This window comes from Neptunicoccus sediminis, assembly GCF_001719615.1.
In the GTDB taxonomy this organism is placed as follows: Bacteria; Pseudomonadota; Alphaproteobacteria; order Rhodobacterales; family Rhodobacteraceae; genus Amylibacter; species Amylibacter sediminis.
This window is the reverse complement of sequence record NZ_MDVX01000012.1, coordinates 22643-39666: the sequence shown is the minus strand read 5'-3', so window position 1 is coordinate 39666 and position 17024 is coordinate 22643. Positions and strand designations below refer to the sequence as shown.

17 protein-coding genes and 1 pseudogene are annotated in these 17024 nt (G+C 58.8%); 4 read left to right on the top strand and 14 right to left on the bottom strand.

Going from position 1 to position 17024, the window contains the following annotated elements; translation table 11 throughout:
* Positions 1-58: 58 nt before the first annotated feature.
* A complete protein-coding gene (locus BFV97_RS12675) occupies positions 59-388 on the top strand; it encodes a hypothetical protein (RefSeq protein WP_069300758.1) in 330 nt (109 codons plus the stop codon).
* A 105-nt stretch (positions 389-493) separates the two neighbouring features.
* Here BFV97_RS12675 and BFV97_RS12670 read toward each other — a convergent pair whose 3' ends face one another.
* From BFV97_RS12670 to BFV97_RS12650, 5 genes are all read right to left on the bottom strand, one after another.
* Entirely contained in the window at positions 494-1183 is a 690-nt protein-coding gene (locus tag BFV97_RS12670) for an EI24 domain-containing protein (RefSeq protein WP_108721684.1), read from the bottom strand.
* Positions 1183-1761 (bottom strand): nitroreductase family protein, encoded by a 579-nt coding sequence (locus BFV97_RS12665; RefSeq protein ID WP_069300756.1) that lies wholly within the window; start codon positions 1759-1761, stop codon positions 1183-1185. Before BFV97_RS12665 ends, BFV97_RS12670 begins: the two co-directional genes overlap by 1 nt.
* A 1-nt stretch (position 1762) precedes the next feature.
* Positions 1763-2482, bottom strand: a complete 720-nt coding sequence (locus BFV97_RS12660; RefSeq protein ID WP_069300755.1) for a GNAT family N-acetyltransferase — start codon at positions 2480-2482, stop codon at positions 1763-1765.
* Positions 2483-2568: 86 nt separating this feature from the next.
* Positions 2569-3795: a DUF1501 domain-containing protein gene (locus tag BFV97_RS12655; RefSeq protein WP_069300754.1), complete on the bottom strand. Its 1227-nt coding sequence runs from the start codon at positions 3793-3795 to the stop codon at positions 2569-2571.
* A 4-nt stretch (positions 3796-3799) separates the two neighbouring features.
* Complete coding sequence (locus BFV97_RS12650; protein ID WP_069300753.1) at positions 3800-5161, bottom strand: DUF1800 domain-containing protein; 1362 nt, start codon at positions 5159-5161, stop codon at positions 3800-3802.
* Between the two features lie 150 nt (positions 5162-5311).
* Between BFV97_RS12650 and BFV97_RS12645 the strand changes: the two genes are divergently transcribed.
* Positions 5312-5935, top strand: a complete 624-nt coding sequence (locus tag BFV97_RS12645) for a glutathione S-transferase family protein (RefSeq protein ID WP_069300752.1) — start codon at positions 5312-5314, stop codon at positions 5933-5935.
* A 16-nt stretch (positions 5936-5951) separates the two neighbouring features.
* Here BFV97_RS12645 and BFV97_RS12640 read toward each other — a convergent pair whose 3' ends face one another.
* The 4 genes from BFV97_RS12640 to BFV97_RS12625 form a co-directional block, all read right to left on the bottom strand.
* On the bottom strand, positions 5952-6740 hold the full coding sequence (locus BFV97_RS12640) for a glycoside hydrolase family 25 protein (RefSeq protein ID WP_172827919.1): 789 nt from the start codon (positions 6738-6740) through the stop codon (positions 5952-5954).
* 164 nt (positions 6741-6904) lie between these two features.
* Positions 6905-9283, bottom strand: coding sequence for a mechanosensitive ion channel family protein (locus BFV97_RS12635; protein WP_069300751.1), 2379 nt, complete (start codon positions 9281-9283; stop codon positions 6905-6907).
* The gene (locus BFV97_RS12630; protein ID WP_069300750.1) at positions 9280-10440 is read right to left on the bottom strand and encodes a 2Fe-2S iron-sulfur cluster-binding protein; all 1161 of its coding nucleotides are present in this window, start codon (positions 10438-10440) and stop codon (positions 9280-9282) included. The genes BFV97_RS12635 and BFV97_RS12630 overlap by 4 nt, the downstream gene beginning before the upstream one ends.
* A 120-nt stretch (positions 10441-10560) precedes the next feature.
* Positions 10561-11328: an HpcH/HpaI aldolase family protein gene (locus tag BFV97_RS12625; RefSeq protein ID WP_069300749.1), complete on the bottom strand. Its 768-nt coding sequence runs from the start codon at positions 11326-11328 to the stop codon at positions 10561-10563.
* Between the two features lie 141 nt (positions 11329-11469).
* Between BFV97_RS12625 and argE the strand changes: the two genes are divergently transcribed.
* Complete coding sequence (gene argE / locus BFV97_RS12620) at positions 11470-12639, top strand: acetylornithine deacetylase (RefSeq protein ID WP_069300748.1); 1170 nt, start codon at positions 11470-11472, stop codon at positions 12637-12639.
* On the opposite strand, the gene BFV97_RS18780 is transcribed toward argE, so the two are convergent.
* The 3 genes and pseudogenes from BFV97_RS18780 to BFV97_RS12605 all read right to left on the bottom strand — a co-directional run bounded on the left by BFV97_RS18780 (position 12636) and on the right by BFV97_RS12605 (position 14488).
* Positions 12636-13814 (bottom strand): LysR substrate-binding domain-containing protein, encoded by a 1179-nt coding sequence (locus BFV97_RS18780; protein WP_069300747.1) that lies wholly within the window; start codon positions 13812-13814, stop codon positions 12636-12638. The two genes, argE and BFV97_RS18780, sit on opposite strands and share 4 nt — an antisense overlap.
* 173 nt (positions 13815-13987) lie before the next feature.
* A pseudogene (locus BFV97_RS12610) lies at positions 13988-14227 on the bottom strand (DUF6647 family protein); the annotation flags it as partial.
* A 12-nt stretch (positions 14228-14239) separates the two neighbouring features.
* On the bottom strand, positions 14240-14488 hold the full coding sequence (locus tag BFV97_RS12605) for a hypothetical protein (RefSeq protein ID WP_069300745.1): 249 nt from the start codon (positions 14486-14488) through the stop codon (positions 14240-14242).
* A gap of 101 nt (positions 14489-14589) precedes the next feature.
* Between BFV97_RS12605 and BFV97_RS12600 the strand changes: the two genes are divergently transcribed.
* Positions 14590-15525, top strand: coding sequence for a LysR substrate-binding domain-containing protein (locus tag BFV97_RS12600; protein ID WP_069300744.1), 936 nt, complete (start codon positions 14590-14592; stop codon positions 15523-15525).
* A gap of 107 nt (positions 15526-15632) precedes the next feature.
* Here the strand turns inward: BFV97_RS12600 and BFV97_RS12595 are convergent, their stop codons facing one another.
* Entirely contained in the window at positions 15633-15860 is a 228-nt protein-coding gene (locus BFV97_RS12595) for a hypothetical protein (RefSeq protein ID WP_069300743.1), read from the bottom strand.
* A 125-nt stretch (positions 15861-15985) separates the two neighbouring features.
* The gene (gene kynA, locus BFV97_RS12590; protein WP_069300742.1) at positions 15986-16822 is read right to left on the bottom strand and encodes a tryptophan 2,3-dioxygenase; all 837 of its coding nucleotides are present in this window, start codon (positions 16820-16822) and stop codon (positions 15986-15988) included.
* Positions 16823-17024 lie beyond the last annotated feature (202 nt).

The following is a 17024-nucleotide window of genomic DNA, read 5'->3' as shown; positions in this document are numbered from 1 at the left end:
CGCCGGTTTCCCACTACAGCGGCGTCTTGAACTTTGCTGATCCAAGGAGCGATCTGTTATGCCTACTCTGAAACCCGGCGATTTGGCCGCACTTATTTCCGGCTCCCCCCGTATGGCGGTGGAAGCTGTGGACGGGGATGCCGTCTCACTCGTCTGGTGTAACGAAGGTGTGATCCATCGCGATACCTTTGACAACATCCTGCTGAAAAAATGGGAAACCCGCGAGGGCGACGACCGTGGCGGCAAACGTCCCTTCGACAAGGGTGGCCGCGGTGGTGATCGTGGTGGGGATCGTGGCGGCGACCGCGGTGGTGATCGGGGTGCTGATCGCGGGAAAACCGGCTGGCACGGCAAACCCCGTGAAAAATCCCACTTCCGCAAGGACTAAGACCTTAGATCCTCTGTCGGGGCGCTGTAAAAGTTTTACAGCCTCCGGCGGGGATATTTTACGCCAGAAGAAAGCCGGACTGTTCAAGGTCCGGCTTTTTGCGTTTCAGAGCACCGGTTTGCCGGTTTTATTGACCCTGTGGAACAGATGGGTAAAGGTGGCGACCCCCAGAACCGGAATGACCAGATTGACAATCGGCACGGTCAGGGGAATGGCCATCAGCGCTCCGGCCAGCCAGATCTGCCCGCGATGGCGCGCCCGCAGTTGTTTGGCCCCTGCCCGCCCGAGCCGTCGCATGGCGACCATCTGGAAATACTCCCGCCCCAGCATCACGCCGTTCACCGCCCAGAACACCAGCGGAGCGGCCAGCGTGGACAGCAGGTAAATGACCAGCGCCAGCAGGTTCACAACCACCAGCAAGCCGAAAAAGCCGAGCGCATCCATCAAAGTTTCCGTAAAAGAGACGGAACTGGCGGGTTCCAGTGCGGGAAAATGTTTAGCCTCCACGGCATCCATCACCTGATCGAGAAAGAAGCCGGTGAACAAAGAGGCGACCGGCACCATCAGGATGACCGACAGGCCGATCATTGCCACCAGCACAAAGCCGGACAGCAAGGTAGACAGCCAGCCGATTTCACCAAACCACGGCAGGCTGACGCTCTCTGGCAACAGGAATTGCACACCCGTTGTCACACCGGCCAGCAGCAAAACCGTCAGACCGATGCCGCGCAGCAGGACGCTGCGAAATTTCGGGTCCCCGATCTGCCCCAGCGCCTTGGCGAAATCGTCGAAAATCATGTCTCTACCCAAGTTGTGATCGCATCGAGATCCGGGCGTTTGCGGTCGCTTGGTTCGGATTTCGGTGTTCCGATGAAGATAAATCCGGCGACGTATTCTCCGGTGTCCAACCCCATGTTGGCCTGAAGGAACGGGTGATCGAACGCTGCCCAGCCGGTGATCCAGTTCGCGCCCCAACCGCTGGCAAGTGCTGCGTTCAGCACGCTGAGACAGCAGGCGCCGACGGCAAGGGTTTGCTCCACTTCGGGGATCGCTTCATTCGGCTTCAGGCTCGCCACCACCGCAATGCCAAAAGGCGCATTGGCAAAGTTGAACACGGCCTTGTCGATCTTGTCCTGAGGGATGCCTGTGGTTTCACCATACCCCTGCACTGCTGCTCCAAGACGGCTCAGGGCGGCATCCTGCAACACCACAAAGCGGAAAGGCTCCAGCATTTTGTGATCGGGCACGCGGGCGCCTGCGGTAAGGATGGTTTCCACCTCATCGCGGTCGGGTACCGGATGGGTCAGGGTTTTATGAGAGGTCGAGCGGCGCGACAGCATGAACTGCAACGCCTGTACATTTTTCTTAGGCATATTAAGGCTCCAGTGTTGGATCGGAGGCGACACGCACAAGGGCGGTAAGATTGCCGAGCGAGTCGATCTGCCGCCCCTCTGCGGTAAAATTGGACGGGTCGAGCCATGCCTGAAACGCCGCTTCCAGTGCGGGCCATTCCTTGTCAATGGCTGCGAACCATGCGGTGTCGCGGTTGCGGCCCTTATACATGGTGGCCTGACGGAACACACCTTCGTAGGACAGCCCCAGACGCTGGGCGGCGCGGCGGGAACCGCTGTTCAGCGCATCGCATTTCCATTCATAGCGGCGATACCCCGCTTCAAAGGCCCATTTCATCATCAGATACATCGCTTCGGTCGCAGCACGGGTCCGTTGCAGGGCGGGGGCAAAATTGATGTGGCCAACCTCGATCGAACCGGCCGTCGGGTCAATGCGCAGGTAAGAGGCTACACCGCAGAAACGGCCCAGTTCCTTATTCTTAATGGCAAAAAAACAGGGATCATCCTGTTGCGCCATGTCGCGCAGCCATTTGTGATAGGTGGCCTGCGCGTGATACGGACCATAGGGCAAATAATCCCAGATCCCGTCCGAAGCGTCTTCGGAATTGGCTTTGAACAGATCACCGCTATGGGCTTCGGCGTTGATACGTTCCAGACGGGCATAGCGCCCTTCCATCGGTGCATCCTGCGGACGGGGCGGCGCGACCCAGTCTTTGACCTCAAAACCCACAGGTTTGCCCATGCCCCGTCACCTTTTCCCAAGTAAATCCTGACAATTCACATAAACACGCCTGCGGAAATGTCCATATGGGCCGGTGATTTTGCTGGTTAGCGCAGGAAGCCGGGGTTCTGGAACATGTCCACGCCGGGGAAGACAGTGCTTTCGATTTGCGCCACAGAGAGGCCGAACAGGTCATGGGCAGCCCATCCGGCGTAGCGGCGCAGGTCGGCGGTGGGCATCAGGTCGCGCTGCTCGTACAGGGCGGCATCCTCCAGCCCCGGCCAGTCGCCGTAGACCTTGCGTCCCTTGATCGCGCCACCCGCCATAATCATCGCTCCGCCTGTGCCGTGATCGGTCCCGCCTGAGCCGTTTTCCCGCACGGTGCGGCCAAACTCAGTCAGGCACAGCACGCAGGTTTTGTCCCAAACCGGACCGAGCTGTTCATGCAGGGTCAGCAATGCGGCCTGTAACTCCTTGGACGCATTGCGGATCGAACGATCCTGCCGCAAATGGGTATCCCAGCCACCGATGGAAAACGTTGCAAAACGGGTGTCCTCTTTCAGACGTTCTGCTGCGAAGGCCGCGAGACCGCTGGCCTGTTGTGCCGCCTGTGAGGATTTCATGCTCTTGAGCATTTCGGCCATCATCTCGCCGTCCTCGTCCTCTGCATCGCCTTCCATCTGCGCCATCGACAATTGTGCCGCCAGTGTCAGCGCCGTCTGTCCGGCCTGTGCGAACAACGGGTCTTTGGCATAGATGGCATCAAGCAACAGCTGCCCGTGGGGGGACATATCCACACGGCTTTCCGGTGCCCAGCTTGTTACCGGAAAATCGCCCCGCAGGATCAGCATGCTTTCGCGCCCGACAGAAAAGGCGCTGTCCTGTTCCGCGCCCGGAATAAGCGAGAGCATCCGGTTGATCCAGCCACTTTCCCGCACATTGCCGCCTGTTTCCGCCAGTCCCGCCTCTAGCAGGTCCTGCCCGTCAAAATGGCTGCGCTTGTCGCGGTAAGGCGTTGACACGGCCTGCACAAAGCCCAGTTCCCCCGCTTTCCAAAGCGGCATCAGATCGGCAAGGTTTTCATTCAGCGCGAAATACCCGTCCAGATCGCGGAACTCTCGCTTGGTCAGGCCGGGGCGGTACTGTGTGAACAGGGGATCGCCAAGGGGCGCACAGATGTCGAGCCCGTCCATCGCCCCGCGCAGCACGATGACTACCAGTCGGTTGTCAGACGGAATCGAAGCGAAGGTCACAGGCGTAACCAGCGGGCTGGCCGCAGCCGAACACCCAAGGGCGAGGGTTTGTGCCAGAAACTTGCGTCTTGAAGCGTCCATCGGCCTATCTCCTGTTAAATTCGGGCGAGGCGAGCACAAGCGTCAGCCCCTCAACGCGCCGTTCCGCGCCGGCTACGGCAAATTTGAGCGTGCCACCGGGCAGTTCGCGCAGGGCGGTGTTGATAAATTCGCGCGGGTCCAGATCCTGCCCCCAGCGGGTGGTGGTGGACAAAGACCATTGCAGCCGCCCTGCCAGCCCTTGCGGGGTGATCCAGGCTTCGGCCTCTTCCGGCCAGCCGTTGGGACCGGGGGCTTTTCGCAGGGGTTGACCCATAAACTGCATCGGCAGCATCAGCCGTTTGTTGATCTGCCCATTAGAGGGTTTGTTGTAATCCTGCGGTGTGACGCCAAGCGCCCGATAGCTTGACACCATGAAATCAAACGGTTGCTTGGTTTTCTGGCCCAAGGGGGCCCATGCGGACGGATGGTCGAGCATGGCACCGTAAACGCTGGGCAGATCTCCGTCGGTTTGCAAGAAAGCCTGTTCGATATGGTCGATCAGCGATTGTTCCGGCGTGTCAGAGACAAAATGCACCGCCAGCTTGCGGGCAATATGGCGGGCTGTGTCGGGATGGCGGGCCACATCGCGCAAGAAGGCCTCGATGTGACTACGCTGCGCCGGATCGCCGCCATAGGTTTTGCCAAGCACGGTTTCCGCCCCCGGCTCTGCCTTGCGTTTGTTGAATTTCGCACCGTTCTTGTCAAAGTCGAGCCCCGTCAGCAGTTCGGCCAACTGGCGCACATCGCTTTGGGTATAGGCGCCGCCAACGCCCATTGTGTGCAGTTCCAGCACCTCACGGGCGAGGTTTTCATTCAACCCCTGTTTCTTGCGTTTGCCCACTGCGGAGTTCGGTCCGGTAGAGCGCACCTGATCAAGATAAATCAGCATCGAAGGATGGGTTACAGCGGACACCAGCAGATCCCCGAAACTGGCGGTGATATGGGGGCGCAATCCTTCTTCGATGTAATTCCCCCAAAGCGCATTGCCCGCACGCCCCTTGGGGATCACTGTAAAGTGGTCCATCCAGAAGAAGGCGATCCTCTCGCGAAAGCCCTGTCCGTCCATCATCGCGCGCTGGAACAAGTGGCGGGTGTCATCACCGCGCATCCGGTTGCGCAGGCGGGTGGCCTTTTTCAGTTCTGGTTTGACGGAGTCATCGCCTTTTTTCATCGTGTTGCGCAATTGCTGGTAGGCCCGTTGGATCGCCAGCCGTTCTTCCAGCATCGGTCCGGCAAACTGTGCCACGCCGAGATCAGGGCCGCGTAGTTGCGCCAGCAGGTCGTCAACGCCCGCGACATCCCGATCCGTTGGCGAAAACCCGTAGCCAAAGCGAAACGCCGACTTGGTAGCAAAGCTCTGTTCCATGAAAGACCCGTATCCTTACCCTGCACAGCGCGCGTTCGTGCACCCTGTGCCTGTCTGATATCTATGCTTATAATCCGGATATACAAACCTTTGATATTAATTCTCTGCCGCTCTGGTTTTTGCGCGAAAACCGACGCATGGTGCCGGAAAATGACTGAAGGATACCCGATGGAACTGTTCTATGCCCCCGGCACTGTTGCTCTCGCCAGCCTGATTGCCCTGCATGAAGCCGAGCTGCCCTTCACCGCGACTCTGGTGGATTTCGAAACGACGCAGCAGCGCTCCGCGGACTACCTGAAAACCAACCCCAAGGGCCGCGTGCCTGCGCTGGTGAGCGATGCGGGTATTCTGACCGAGACACCTGCCATTCTCGCCTATATCGCGGCTTTGGTGCCAGAGCGTGATCTTGCGCCGCGCGATCCATTTGCTTTTGCCAAATGGCAGGAGTTTAACAGCTATCTCGCCTCCACCGTGCACGTGAACCATGCCCACCGCAAACGGGGCCACCGCTGGGCAACACAGCCGTCCAGCCTAGAGGATATGGCCGCCCATGTGAAAACCACGATGTTTGAGAGTTTCGCGCTGATCGAGGACCATTACCTGCAAGGGCCTTGGGTGATGGGGGAACAATACACACTGGCGGACGGCTATCTGTTTAAAACCGCCAGTTGGTTGAAAGGGGACGGGGTGGACATCACCACCCTGCCCCGTGTTGCGACCCATTACGAGTCGATGAAACAGCGTCCGGCCGTGCAAAAGGCGCTGTCTTATTAAGGTGTGACACCGTGGACTAGCGCAGGGCGATCCCGTTCTGCGCCAACCACATCCGCCAGAGCGCAGGCGTCCCGTCAAACACGTTCAGATCAATGTCGCCGGGCGATCCGGGAACACGGCCTGTACCGCTGTACTGCCAGAAAACCCAGCGTTCTCCCGGATAGACTTTGGAGGGGTGATCCGCGACCGACCGCAGCCAGTAAGGATAGCCGTTCAACCGCCCCAGATCGTTTTCCTTGTAGAAATCCGGCGTGGTGTAGATCACCGGACGCTTGCCGTAATGGGCTTCAATGATCCGAAGGAAGGTCCGCATGTCATCGCGCACGGTTTCCCCGTCAGGACGCAAACGGCAGGTGCGCGACTGGTGGTTCCATTCGATATCGAGAACCGGCGGCAAGGCACCGGGATCTTTGGGCACATGCTGGATAAACCAGCGGGCCTGTTCTTCGGGTGTGCGGCAGAAATAATAGAAATGATATGCGCCGCGGGGAATGCCCACGCGGGCCGCCTCGCGCCAGTGGTGGTAGAACTGGGGATCAGTGTGATCGCCCCCTTCCGTCGCCTTGATAAAGCCAAAGGATATGTGGTTGGCCCGCAACTGGTCCCAGTCCAACCCGATCTGATAACGCGAGACATCCACCCCGTGCACCGGATAGTGCCACGGCTTTGATCCGGTCCACTCCACCGGATCGCTGTCGGCAAATTTGGGATTACCGGATACCATTTCGGGTGGCGGTTGAACCTTGGTTGTCTTTGGCACCTGTTGCTGTCGGTTGTTCCCGCAACTGACCAGTCCAATGACCATTAAACACAATATAAGATACCGCACGCTGCCCCCTACGTTTCCGGTTGGATTTTTCTGCTCGTTTTTCTTTTTCAATCTAGCGCATCGGGCGCAAAGACCACATGAAAATTCCGTTGAATTTACCGTATCGGCAAAAATCCCCCATAGGGTCGCTGCGCGCGGGGTTACGGTTCGTCGGGAACGGGTTTTGGCGGAGCCGAGGGTTTCTCGATGGCATCCTGCGCGGCGCCAGCCACAGCCTTTTGCGCCTCGGGATCAAGATGTTCGCCCCCTGCGATCTCGACCTTCACGTTACGCTCTGCCATGCGGATGCCATTGGCCTCGAATATGTCGCGCACCTTCTGATAGGCATCACGGCGCACCAGCCATTGTTCGCCCGGTTTGGTCATGAATTTGACGCCCACCACCATGTTGAACTCCTCCATGCGACGCACGCCTTGGGATTTCAGCGTGGACAGGATGCTTGGCCCGTAGTGTTCGTTTGCCTTCAGTTCTGCGCCCACCTTCTTAATCAGCTTTTTCACCAGCATCAGGTCGGTGTCAAAGGGCACGCGGAATTCCAGCTTCATGATCACCCAGTCGCGGGAATGGTTGGTCAGGGACTTCAGTTCGCCATAAGGCACGGTATGAACCTTGCCGCGATGGTGGCGGATGCGCATGGACCGGATCGAGATGCTCTCTACGGTTCCTACCAGATCCCCCACCTCGATATATTCCCCCAGACGGAAGGCATCGTCGATAAGAAAGAAAATTCCCGCCACAATATCGCGCACCAGCGACTGCGTGCCAAAACCGATGGCGATGCCAAGGATCCCCGCCCCCGCAAGGATCGGCGCAATGTTCACGCCCAGCGCGGTCAGCACGCTCAGGCTGACCATCGTCAGCAATGTCACCAGCAGGATCGTGCGGAGCAAAGGCAGCAACGTAATCATCCGCGCCTCCGGTCCGGGGGCCTGCCCGTCTACCGGAGGCTCGTAATCCGCGATCCGCTTGTCGATCAGGGTCTTGGCCCAAGTCCAGACCAGATCGGCAAAGAGCAAGGCCACAAAACTGTCCACCAATACCTCAAGCGCACGCCCCGCCACGCTGCGATCCTGCGAGAGTGCAAAGATATTAATGCCCCATGCAGACGCCAATGCGAAAACCGCTGCAATCAAAAGCACGAAACGGGCGGCCCGTTTCACGATAGGCCGCGTCGAAATATAGGGATCGTGAAATTCCGGCATGTCGGGCGGGGCCACGGGCGGTGCGGGGTCCGTTGTTTCCGTCGCGTCCTCTGCCCCTGCTGCTGCCTCTGGTGCCTCTGCCTGTCGCGCAGCCTCGGCAGCTTCAAAAGCGGCCAGTTCCGCCGCTGCTTCGGTCTTGTGCTCTTCATAAAGGGCGGCGGTGGACTGGTCAAAGAAATGGTCAATCCACGCTGCCAGCAGCTTTAGCGCCGGCACTACAAACCCGACAATCACCACGCTCCACATCAGTGCAAACGCCCCGACCAGCCAGCAGCCGAAGACAGCGCCAACCCAGACAATCGCGTAATTGCGCCAGAAACGGGTCACAGCAGGGTCGCAGGCCGCTGCCGTCAGTCGGGGCACACGGCGGAACCCGACCCAGATACAGCCCCAAGCCGCCAGCAACACCAGTCCGGCCAGTGCCACGCTCTGGGCGAGTACCACCGCCTGCAAATCCGCCGCATCGTCCTGAAACGCAGACATCCGCGCCAGCACAAGGCTCAGCACCACCGCCAGCCCCACCGTCACCGACAACACCCAAAGCAAACGGTGCAGATGTTTTGCAACCGGCGTGCCATAGGGCACCAGACGCAACTCCGGTGCGAAAGGTGCCTGAAAGAACAGCGACAGGGTCAGCGCAACCCGCACCACCAGCACCAGTGTCAGAAAATCCAGCACCACGGATTGCACCAGCGGATGCCAGTCGAACATCTCAAACGCGCCGATACTGCCAATGGCAAAGACCAGCAAACCGCCCGAAATGATCGCCGCACGCGACACAGCCCCTGCCAGCTTTTGCAGCGGTGCTTCTTTCGGGGCCAGTTCAATCCGCAGCAGCACCAAATTCATATAACGGCGGTAAAGCCATTCCAGTCCGAAACCAATCACAAGAAAGGTCAGGATATAGGTCAGCGAGCGCACCTTCTGGGCGTGGGACAGTTGCCGTTCCCATTGCGACGCAAGCACTTCGGGAATGCGCGGCACGATCTGCCATGCAAGCCCGAGCGCCTGCACGCGATCCCCGAAGGCCGCAAGCCGTGCTTCTATCTTCTGGCGCAGGCTTGTCCTGGCGGCCTGTGCCGCCGCTCCCTCTGCGGGGTTTGCCGCCTCTTGCAGCCAGTCCTGTATCTGCGGATCGGCCAGCAGACGCATCAACTCTCGTATGTCATTGGGAGAGGCTTGCGCCGGCGCCGCGGGTGTTTGCGCGTCCCCTTGCGTTGCGGGCAACATTTGCGCCAATGCAGGTGGCGCTAGCAGGCCCAAGCTTATCGCAACACCGAACAGCAGGACACGCAGCACCACTGGCAGCCCGCTCATGGGGTGTTACCTTGCGGCAGGGTGGATTTCGTGCGGGCTGCGGAATAATCCAGATCGGAGTAATCGGGCTGCACCACGCGCTCTACCTCCAGAAACCCGTGATCGGGCAAAAGCTGACAAGCCAGCCGCTCGTTCGGGGCGGCGTTCCAGTGGTCGAGCACCTTTTGCTCCCGCGCGTCCGGAGGAGGTAGCTGTTGCGCCCCTTGCAACACCCGCACACGGCAGGTGCCACAGCGCCCCCGCCCGCGACAGACATTGGCATGGGGCACGTCATTCAGTCGCGCCATCTCTAGCAGGGTCAGACCGGATTGCGCGGCAAAGCTAGCCTTGCGCCGCCCCAGATATGTCACCTGCACCTGACCCTGTTTTTGTGCCGCAATCCGCAACGCCCGCGCCGCAAAGGCCAGCGCCACCAACACCAGAGCCACCTCTCCGGTCAGGATGCCGTTCCGCTTGGCCTGTGCAACGATCTGCGCGGCCTCTTGCGGTGCGACCTGTATGCCAGCCGCATTGGGGTCTTGTGCCATCACATAACCGCCGCCCCCTTCTGCAACAGGAATAATCTGCCGTCCGGCCTCAACATAGCCAAGCAGCGCAAGCACGGGCACGATGACAACAAAGGGATAGAAAACCCGCAAGCTGCGCGCCGATCCGTCGCGTGACCGCAGCCACGTATAAACCCCGATCGTTCCGTGCAGCCACGCCACCACCAGCATCACGACCTGTCGCAACCCGTCAAAGGGCGACAGGGTCCAGAAATACCGCAAAACCAGATCATAGGTCGGGACAAGGCCCAACGGGTGATAGGCCATGATTCCGAATACATGGGGCGCCAGCAGCGGCACGATCAGCACTCCGGCCACAAGCTGGGCCATATCATAAGACGGCAGTCGCAGAGTATTGCGACAGTAAATCGTCACCAGCGCCATCGAAAAATGCAACACCAGCGCCGTGCCCAGCACGACCCGCATCACAGGTCCCGTCCAAAGCCCGCTCAGCGCCCAGCGCCAACTGTCCATCAATGCAACCGAATGCAGCCCCAGCGCAAGATTGGTCAGATGGCAGGTCAGAAAGGCAAACATCACCAGCCCGCTGCCAATCATCAAACCACGGCGCAGTCCGGCCAGTTGAACAGGGTCCGGCGGCGCGTCAGGCATCGGGCGAAATCCATATTTAAAGCCGCCCCCTGCTCGGGCGGGCGCGGCAGATTGAAATTACTCTGCCTCGATCCAACCCCAAACAGGCACAAGAAACAAGGTTTTCCTGCCCCTGCCGCCCTAGTCCTTGAAGGCGCGCGCAGCAGCGCGCAAACCGTTCGACAGTGTGATCGCATCCACCGCCACGGCTGCAAAATTCACGCCCCAACCAATCGCCTGCCGCGCAAATTCGGGATCGGTGCACATGATGCCAGCGGATTTTCCCGCAGCGCGGATGCGCAGCACCGCATCCTCCATCGCGGCCATCACTTCGGGCGCGTCCAGCTGCCCGAGATAGCCCATATCCGCCGCCAGATCCGCAGGCCCGATGAAGACCGCGTCCACACCCTCAACCGCAAGAATATCGTCAAGATTGTCGATCCCGCGCTGCGCCTCTACCTGTACAATCAGACAGATTTGCGCATTGGCCGTGGTCGAATAATCGGCAATGCCGGTCCAGTGGGACGCCCGCCCCACCGAAGCCCCGACACCGCGCACCCCATCGGGCGCATAGCGCGTTGCACGCACCATTGCCTGCGCCTGTGCGCCGGTCTCAACCATTGGCACCATCACGGTCTGCGCCCCTGCGTCCAGCACCTGTTTAATGATCCAGTCCTCACCCACAGGCACCCGCACGGCAATGGCTGAATCCGATCCCTGCAACGCCCCGATCTGGCTGGAAATCTGGCCGATCCCGTTTGGGGCGTGTTCCCCGTCAATCAGCACCCAGTCAAATCCCGCCGTGCCCGCAATCTCGCTGACATAGGGCGCCACAAGCCCGAGCCAGCAGCCCGTCTGCAACTGCCCCGCCGCGAGGTTTTCCTTCAGTCTGTTCACTGGCGCTGCCATCGTCCTTGCCTCCCTCTTAAATCGCAATAACCGCCAGAAACCATATCCCCTGACAAAACACCACTCCGGCGCGAAGGGTATTTCCATTATCGGCCCGCTTGGGTTAGGAACAGCGCGACACATCCCAAGCAGGAAAACCCGATGCAAACCGCAGAGATTCTCAAGAAACTGATCGCTTTTGACACAACCTCGGCCAATCCGAACATGGACCTGATCGAATGGTGCGCGGGCCTGTTGCGGGATGCGGGCGCAGAGGTCACGCTGCTGCCCGATGACAGCGGCAAGAAGGCCAATCTTTTCGCCACCATCGGCCCGACCGACCGTCCCGGCGTGCTGCTGTCCGGTCATACAGATGTGGTGCCCGTGGCTGGCCAGAACTGGAGCAAACCGCCCTTTGAGCTGACTTTTGAGGACGGGCTATATTACGGGCGCGGCACCTGTGACATGAAAGGTTTCGTGGCCAGTGCGCTTTCTGCGGCTCTTGGCGCCAGCACATTGGACCTGCAAACCCCTTTGCATCTGGCCTTTTCCTATGACGAGGAAATCGGCTGCATTGGTGTACGCAGCCTGATCGACATGCTGGAAACCGCGCCGTTCAAACCGGCCATGTGTATCGTAGGGGAGCCGACCTCTATGCAGGTCGCTGTGGGTCACAAAGGCAAGACCGCCGCCAAAGCCACCTGCATCGGGCGCGAGGGTCATTCCGCGCTTGCCCCGCAAGCGGTGAATGCGATCTACCTCGCCACGGATCTGATTGGCGAAATCCGCCGTATTCAGGAACGGCTTGCAGCGACTGGTGCGCAGGATTTTGACTATGACGTGCCCTATACCACGCTGCATGTGGGGCTGATCAACGCAGGTGTGGCCCTGAACATCGTGCCCAACCGCTGTGAAGTCACCTTTGAAATTCGCAATCTGGCCGAAAACGATCCCGAAGCGCTGATGCAGGAAATTAAGGACCGCGCCGAGGAAATCGCCAACCGCGCCCGCGTCATTGCCCCCGAAGCCGCCATCAACATCGAGATGACCGCCAACACCTATCCCGGTCTGGCAACGCCCGAAGACGGCGCGGTAGTGGCCTTTGTGAAATCCCTTCTCGGCGCGAATGACACAATGAAAGTGGCCTTTGGCACCGAGGGCGGGCTGTTCTCCAGCCGCGTTGGTATTCCTACGGTGGTTTGCGGGCCGGGCAGCATGGCGCAGGGCCATAAACCCGATGAGTTTGTCAGCGCCGACCAGCTTGAAAAATGCGACCGGATGCTTGCCGCCCTGACAGAGCGGCTGGTCGAAGGACTGCCGCTAAAGGATTAAACCCGCTCGATCGGTGACGTGAACAGATCCTTGCAAAGTTCCATAAACGGTTGCGCCGCAGGGGGCAGCTCCGCGTCCCGCCGGTAGGCCAGAACGGTGGGACAGTGACGGGTGTCCGCTGGCAAGGGGCGCGTCACCAGTGAATGACCGTCATAGCTCAGATTGCTGGCCGGTTTGCTGGCCAGCAACGAATAGCCAAGCCCCTCCCCCACCATTGCGCGCACCATCTCATAGGACGGGCAGTGGTATTTGACCTGCGGCGCCAGATGCTGTGCGGCGAAAATCGACAGGGCATATTCTGCTGAAGGCTCGGAATCCAGCAGTACCATCGGATGTTTGGTCAGTGTCTCAAGCGTCAGGTTCGGTTCTGCCGCCAGCGGATGATCTTCGGCCAGCAGAATATAGGGTGCCAAACTGGCAAGCGGCACGGTCTCAATATCGTCCGGCAGGTCAAGATCGAACATCAACGCCAGATCGACCTCACCGGCCCGCAAGCCTTCAATCAGGCGGCGGTGATCCCCGTCCATCAGACGCAAATCGGTGCTGTCGTCCTTGGTGAATTCGCCAATGATACGGGGCACAACAAAGGGGCCTATGGTGTGAAAACACCCGACCCGCAGGGCCGTGTCGGACTGGGAGGTTGCAAAGGTCGTCACCGGATCAATTCGCACCGTGCGCCCGTAGGCACGGTTGGCATAAATCAGCGGCGTCCCACGGTTCGCGGTGAAAATATCCTGCACTTCACCGACAAATACGTGATGGGTGCCGATCCGCTCGGCGCTGACCAATGTACAATCAAAAGCCACCAGCGGGTCCACCACACGGGGCGCACCTGTGGCCATTGGCGCCCACTCAGCGCAGTCGAATTTATCTGCAAATTCCTCTTTGAACCGCCCCGCAAACGTATCGGAAATAAACGACTGGTCGTCCCGCAGCAGGTTCACACAAAAATTGCCGTTCTCAAGGATCAACGGTGCAGCACTTGCCTCGTGGTGGACACAAACCAGCAAGGTCGGTTTGGGGGAATCCGCCGACACCGATGTCATGGCCGAAACCGTCACACCGCCGCGCCCTGCAACACCGTCTGTGGTTACGATATTCACCGTACAGGCCGCATGGGACATGCCGCCCAGAAACGCCGCGCGCAGTTGTGGATCCGGTGTGTATTCTGTCACGATTGCCCTGCCTGTGATGCTCTTTGATGCCAGAGTGACATCAGCGCCAGTGCCGGTAAAGTCAAGCCAACAACAAAAAATCCGCCGCCAGCAAAAAAGCAACAGACTGTTCCAGCTCCATTTTCAACAAATATCCCCGCCGGAGGCTCCGCCCCTATGCTGTTCTGACCCAATCAAGGATGAATATCTTTGGGCGTGCAACTCGATGCCAACACGACACCGATCCAGTTCACATTCAGGCTGAGACCACGTTCTTCCAACCATGCTCTCTGCGTTTTATAGGCTGCGAACTCCTTGGCCGCTTCGCAATAATAGTGCATATTGTTTTGCCGGTGATGCACAAGTTCATGCAGCAGCACTGCAACATCCTGCGGGTTCTTTGCATCCCAAGGTCGGACAAGCGTAATTGTGGCGGTTTGTGGGTCTTAAAAACCGCGCTGCGTACTGCCGATGATCGAGGCCATGTCGTCCGTCTTGGCCAGTTTCTGAGCTTTGACAAAGATAATTGTTGCAGGCGTCGCCAGAGGCGTAAATCCGGTGTTTTGATCTATCCAGCGGTGAAGGTTTTCAACCAGTGCATTCGGAACCGATAGGGTTTCGGCTTTGCCATCTGTCACAAGGTAAGCGATCATGGGCGCAGCTAAAACAGCCGCATTGCATAATAGGGAAAGCATGGGAACCTCCTTCAGCCGCGTTGATTTGCAATAAGGATACCCAACAGGTATGTTTGTCTGCAAAAGGTGGTATTTCATCACCTGATGAGGAGAAATCACTCGTGAAGCGGCGTCGGCTCCCTCCGTTCTCTGCTGTGAAAGCCTTTGAAGCGGCGGCTAGGCACCTTAGCTTTAAGGCCGCTGCGGAGGAGCTCTGCTTGTCTCCCTCTGCGATCTCCCATCAGATTCGTGCATTGGAAGACTACCTCGCAACCGCCTTGTTCCGCCGACAAAGCAACCGGATCAGTCTGACAGCCACGGGGCGCAGCTACGCCGGTCACCTGTCGCAATTGCTTGACCATTTGGATGACAGCACGCGACAGGCGCTCGGCTATAAGACGGGCTCAAATTTGCGGGTGCTGTCCACGCCGGGTTTTGCCGCCCGCTGGCTTTTGCCTCGTTTAGCGGGTTTCGCCCACGCAGACTTGATCCGTCTTCACATTGCCGAGGCGGCGCCCTCGACGGATTTTACCACGAATGATGCAGACGTGGTGATCAAATGGCGTGATCAGGCAGAGTCTGGCTTGGATGTTGTGCCCTTCCTGCGTTCCGCCCGCTATCCGGTTGCGTCACCGGAACTACTGAAGCGGACAGCTATCTCCCACCCTCGGGAGCTACTCCGTCAAACACTGTTCAGAGACGAAGTAGACGACCAATGGTCAGAGTGGTTTCGCGCCGCAGGTGTGGTAGCTGAATTGCCCAAAGGTGATCCCATCTACCCTAACTGCGAATACGCGGCCACCGCAGCGGAGGCCGGTTTGGGCATATCGCTCGCCTATGAGGCGGTTGTCGAGTCGACGGTTGCGAACGGATCGCTTGTTCGGTTGTTCGAACCGACAACGTTGCCGTTTACCATATACGCCATCGCAACCGAAAAGACCCGACGGAACGACCCTCTGATCCGCGCGTTTCGGGATTGGTTGCTGGCCGAGGCTGCCGGGCAGGCCGGTGCTGTGGCTCCCCCGCCGGAGCAACGGCAATCGCGATATTATCGGTAGAAAAGCTGACAGGGAAAAAAACGGGCATGACGAATTATCGCAAAAGACCACTATCAAATGCGATTATTCAATATGTCACCATAACCGTAACGCCCTGTCCGGAACTCTTACTCCGAAACGGTTTTCTCTGACAGCACGGTCCCAATCTGGTTGCCCACATCGGTGGTCCCGTCCACGGTCAGGGCGACAATCACACCGCCGATCACGGTCATGGTTGCCGTCAGAACAACCCAGTCCACAGTGACAGCGCCATCTTCGGACTGCCCCCACTGACGGGCACGGTTTCTGATTTGCGCACCGACAGAGCGGACGCAGGTTTCGTAGCGGTTCTTCATTTTTGCCTCTCAAACTTGCCCGGGAAAGCTCGTCCCAATCCCGAACATCTCCCTCGGTATCCGCTCACTACGGTATTAGTTGGGCAAATTAAGGCGAAACTAAGGCAATTATCGCATCGCAGGGTTTAGAGCACTGTGCGCACTGACCAGAGTTCGGGGAATAACTCCACCTTCAGCATGCTTTGCAGATAGCTCACGCCTCCGGTGCCGCCTGTCCCTTTCTTGTTACCGATGATCCGCTCTACGGTTGTGACATGGTTAAAGCGCCAGCGGCGGAAGTAGTCTTCGAAATCCACCAGTTTCTCCGCCAGTTCATAAGCCAGCCAGTGATCCTGCGGGTTTTGATAGACCTGTTTCCAAACCGCTTGCACCCCGTCGTTATGGGGCAGCTTCACAGAAACATCCCGCGTCAGAACCTCCTGAGGCACAGGGAACCCCTGCTCTGCCAGATGGCGTAAAACCACGTCGTACAGGCTCGGTTTGCCCAGTTCCTCCACCAATGCCTGATGCAGGTCGTTGCGGTGTTCGTGGGGTTTCAACATGGTGTGGTTGCGATTGCCCACAAGAAATTCGACCAGCCGGTATTGATGGGACTGGAACCCCGAGGAATGGCCGAGCGCATCGCGGAACTGGGTGTATTCGGACGGGGTCATGGTGCGCAACACATCCCAGGCAGAATTAAGCTGCTCGAATATCCGCGCCACCCGTGTCAGCATCTTGAACGCAGGCCGTATTTCATTCCGCGCAATCAGATCCCGCGCCGCGTTCAGTTCGTAAATAGCCAGCCGCAACCAAACCTCTGAGGCTTGATGCTGCACGATGAACAGCATTTCGTCATGGGCATCAGACAGGGGGTGCTGCGCCGTCAGAATCGCATCAAGCCCCAGATAATCCGTGTAGGACATCTTGTCCTTGAACGAGAGTGTCGCGTCCTCGGCGGGGTTTTTCGCATTATTGGCCATAGTAAAACCTTACAATTTGTCTAAAAACGTTTGTATCTGCTCCGCCCTGCTTTGCAACAAGAAGCGCGGTTCCGCCGCTTTCGACGGCCTGCAGCGACAGACCAGAGCCTGCCGCTTTATCCGCGCAGGCGCAGTGTTGCGGCGCAAAAACGCAAGTTAAACCTAGCCAAGTCCCCACAAACCCTGTAAGGCCGCGCCAAAC

What these genes read in the sequence shown, in the direction of transcription:
- BFV97_RS12675 (WP_069300758.1), top strand. Translation starts at nt 59, where the DNA reads ATGCCTACTCTGAAACCCGGCGATTTGGCCGCACTTATTTCCGGCTCC.
- BFV97_RS12665 (WP_069300756.1), bottom strand. Translation starts at nt 1,761, where the DNA reads ATGCCTAAGAAAAATGTACAGGCGTTGCAGTTCATGCTGTCGCGCCGC.
- BFV97_RS12660 (WP_069300755.1), bottom strand. Translation starts at nt 2,482, where the DNA reads ATGGGCAAACCTGTGGGTTTTGAGGTCAAAGACTGGGTCGCGCCGCCC.
- BFV97_RS12655 (WP_069300754.1), bottom strand. Translation starts at nt 3,795, where the DNA reads ATGGACGCTTCAAGACGCAAGTTTCTGGCACAAACCCTCGCCCTTGGG.
- BFV97_RS12650 (WP_069300753.1), bottom strand. Translation starts at nt 5,161, where the DNA reads ATGGAACAGAGCTTTGCTACCAAGTCGGCGTTTCGCTTTGGCTACGGG.
- BFV97_RS12645 (WP_069300752.1), top strand. Translation starts at nt 5,312, where the DNA reads ATGACTGAAGGATACCCGATGGAACTGTTCTATGCCCCCGGCACTGTT.
- BFV97_RS12640 (WP_172827919.1), bottom strand. Translation starts at nt 6,740, where the DNA reads ATGGTCATTGGACTGGTCAGTTGCGGGAACAACCGACAGCAACAGGTG.
- BFV97_RS12635 (WP_069300751.1), bottom strand. Translation starts at nt 9,283, where the DNA reads ATGAGCGGGCTGCCAGTGGTGCTGCGTGTCCTGCTGTTCGGTGTTGCG.
- BFV97_RS12630 (WP_069300750.1), bottom strand. Translation starts at nt 10,440, where the DNA reads ATGCCTGACGCGCCGCCGGACCCTGTTCAACTGGCCGGACTGCGCCGT.
- BFV97_RS12625 (WP_069300749.1), bottom strand. Translation starts at nt 11,328, where the DNA reads ATGGCAGCGCCAGTGAACAGACTGAAGGAAAACCTCGCGGCGGGGCAG.
- argE (WP_069300748.1), top strand. Translation starts at nt 11,470, where the DNA reads ATGCAAACCGCAGAGATTCTCAAGAAACTGATCGCTTTTGACACAACC.
- BFV97_RS12605 (WP_069300745.1), bottom strand. Translation starts at nt 14,488, where the DNA reads ATGCTTTCCCTATTATGCAATGCGGCTGTTTTAGCTGCGCCCATGATC.
- BFV97_RS12595 (WP_069300743.1), bottom strand. Translation starts at nt 15,860, where the DNA reads ATGAAGAACCGCTACGAAACCTGCGTCCGCTCTGTCGGTGCGCAAATC.
- kynA (WP_069300742.1), bottom strand. Translation starts at nt 16,822, where the DNA reads ATGGCCAATAATGCGAAAAACCCCGCCGAGGACGCGACACTCTCGTTC.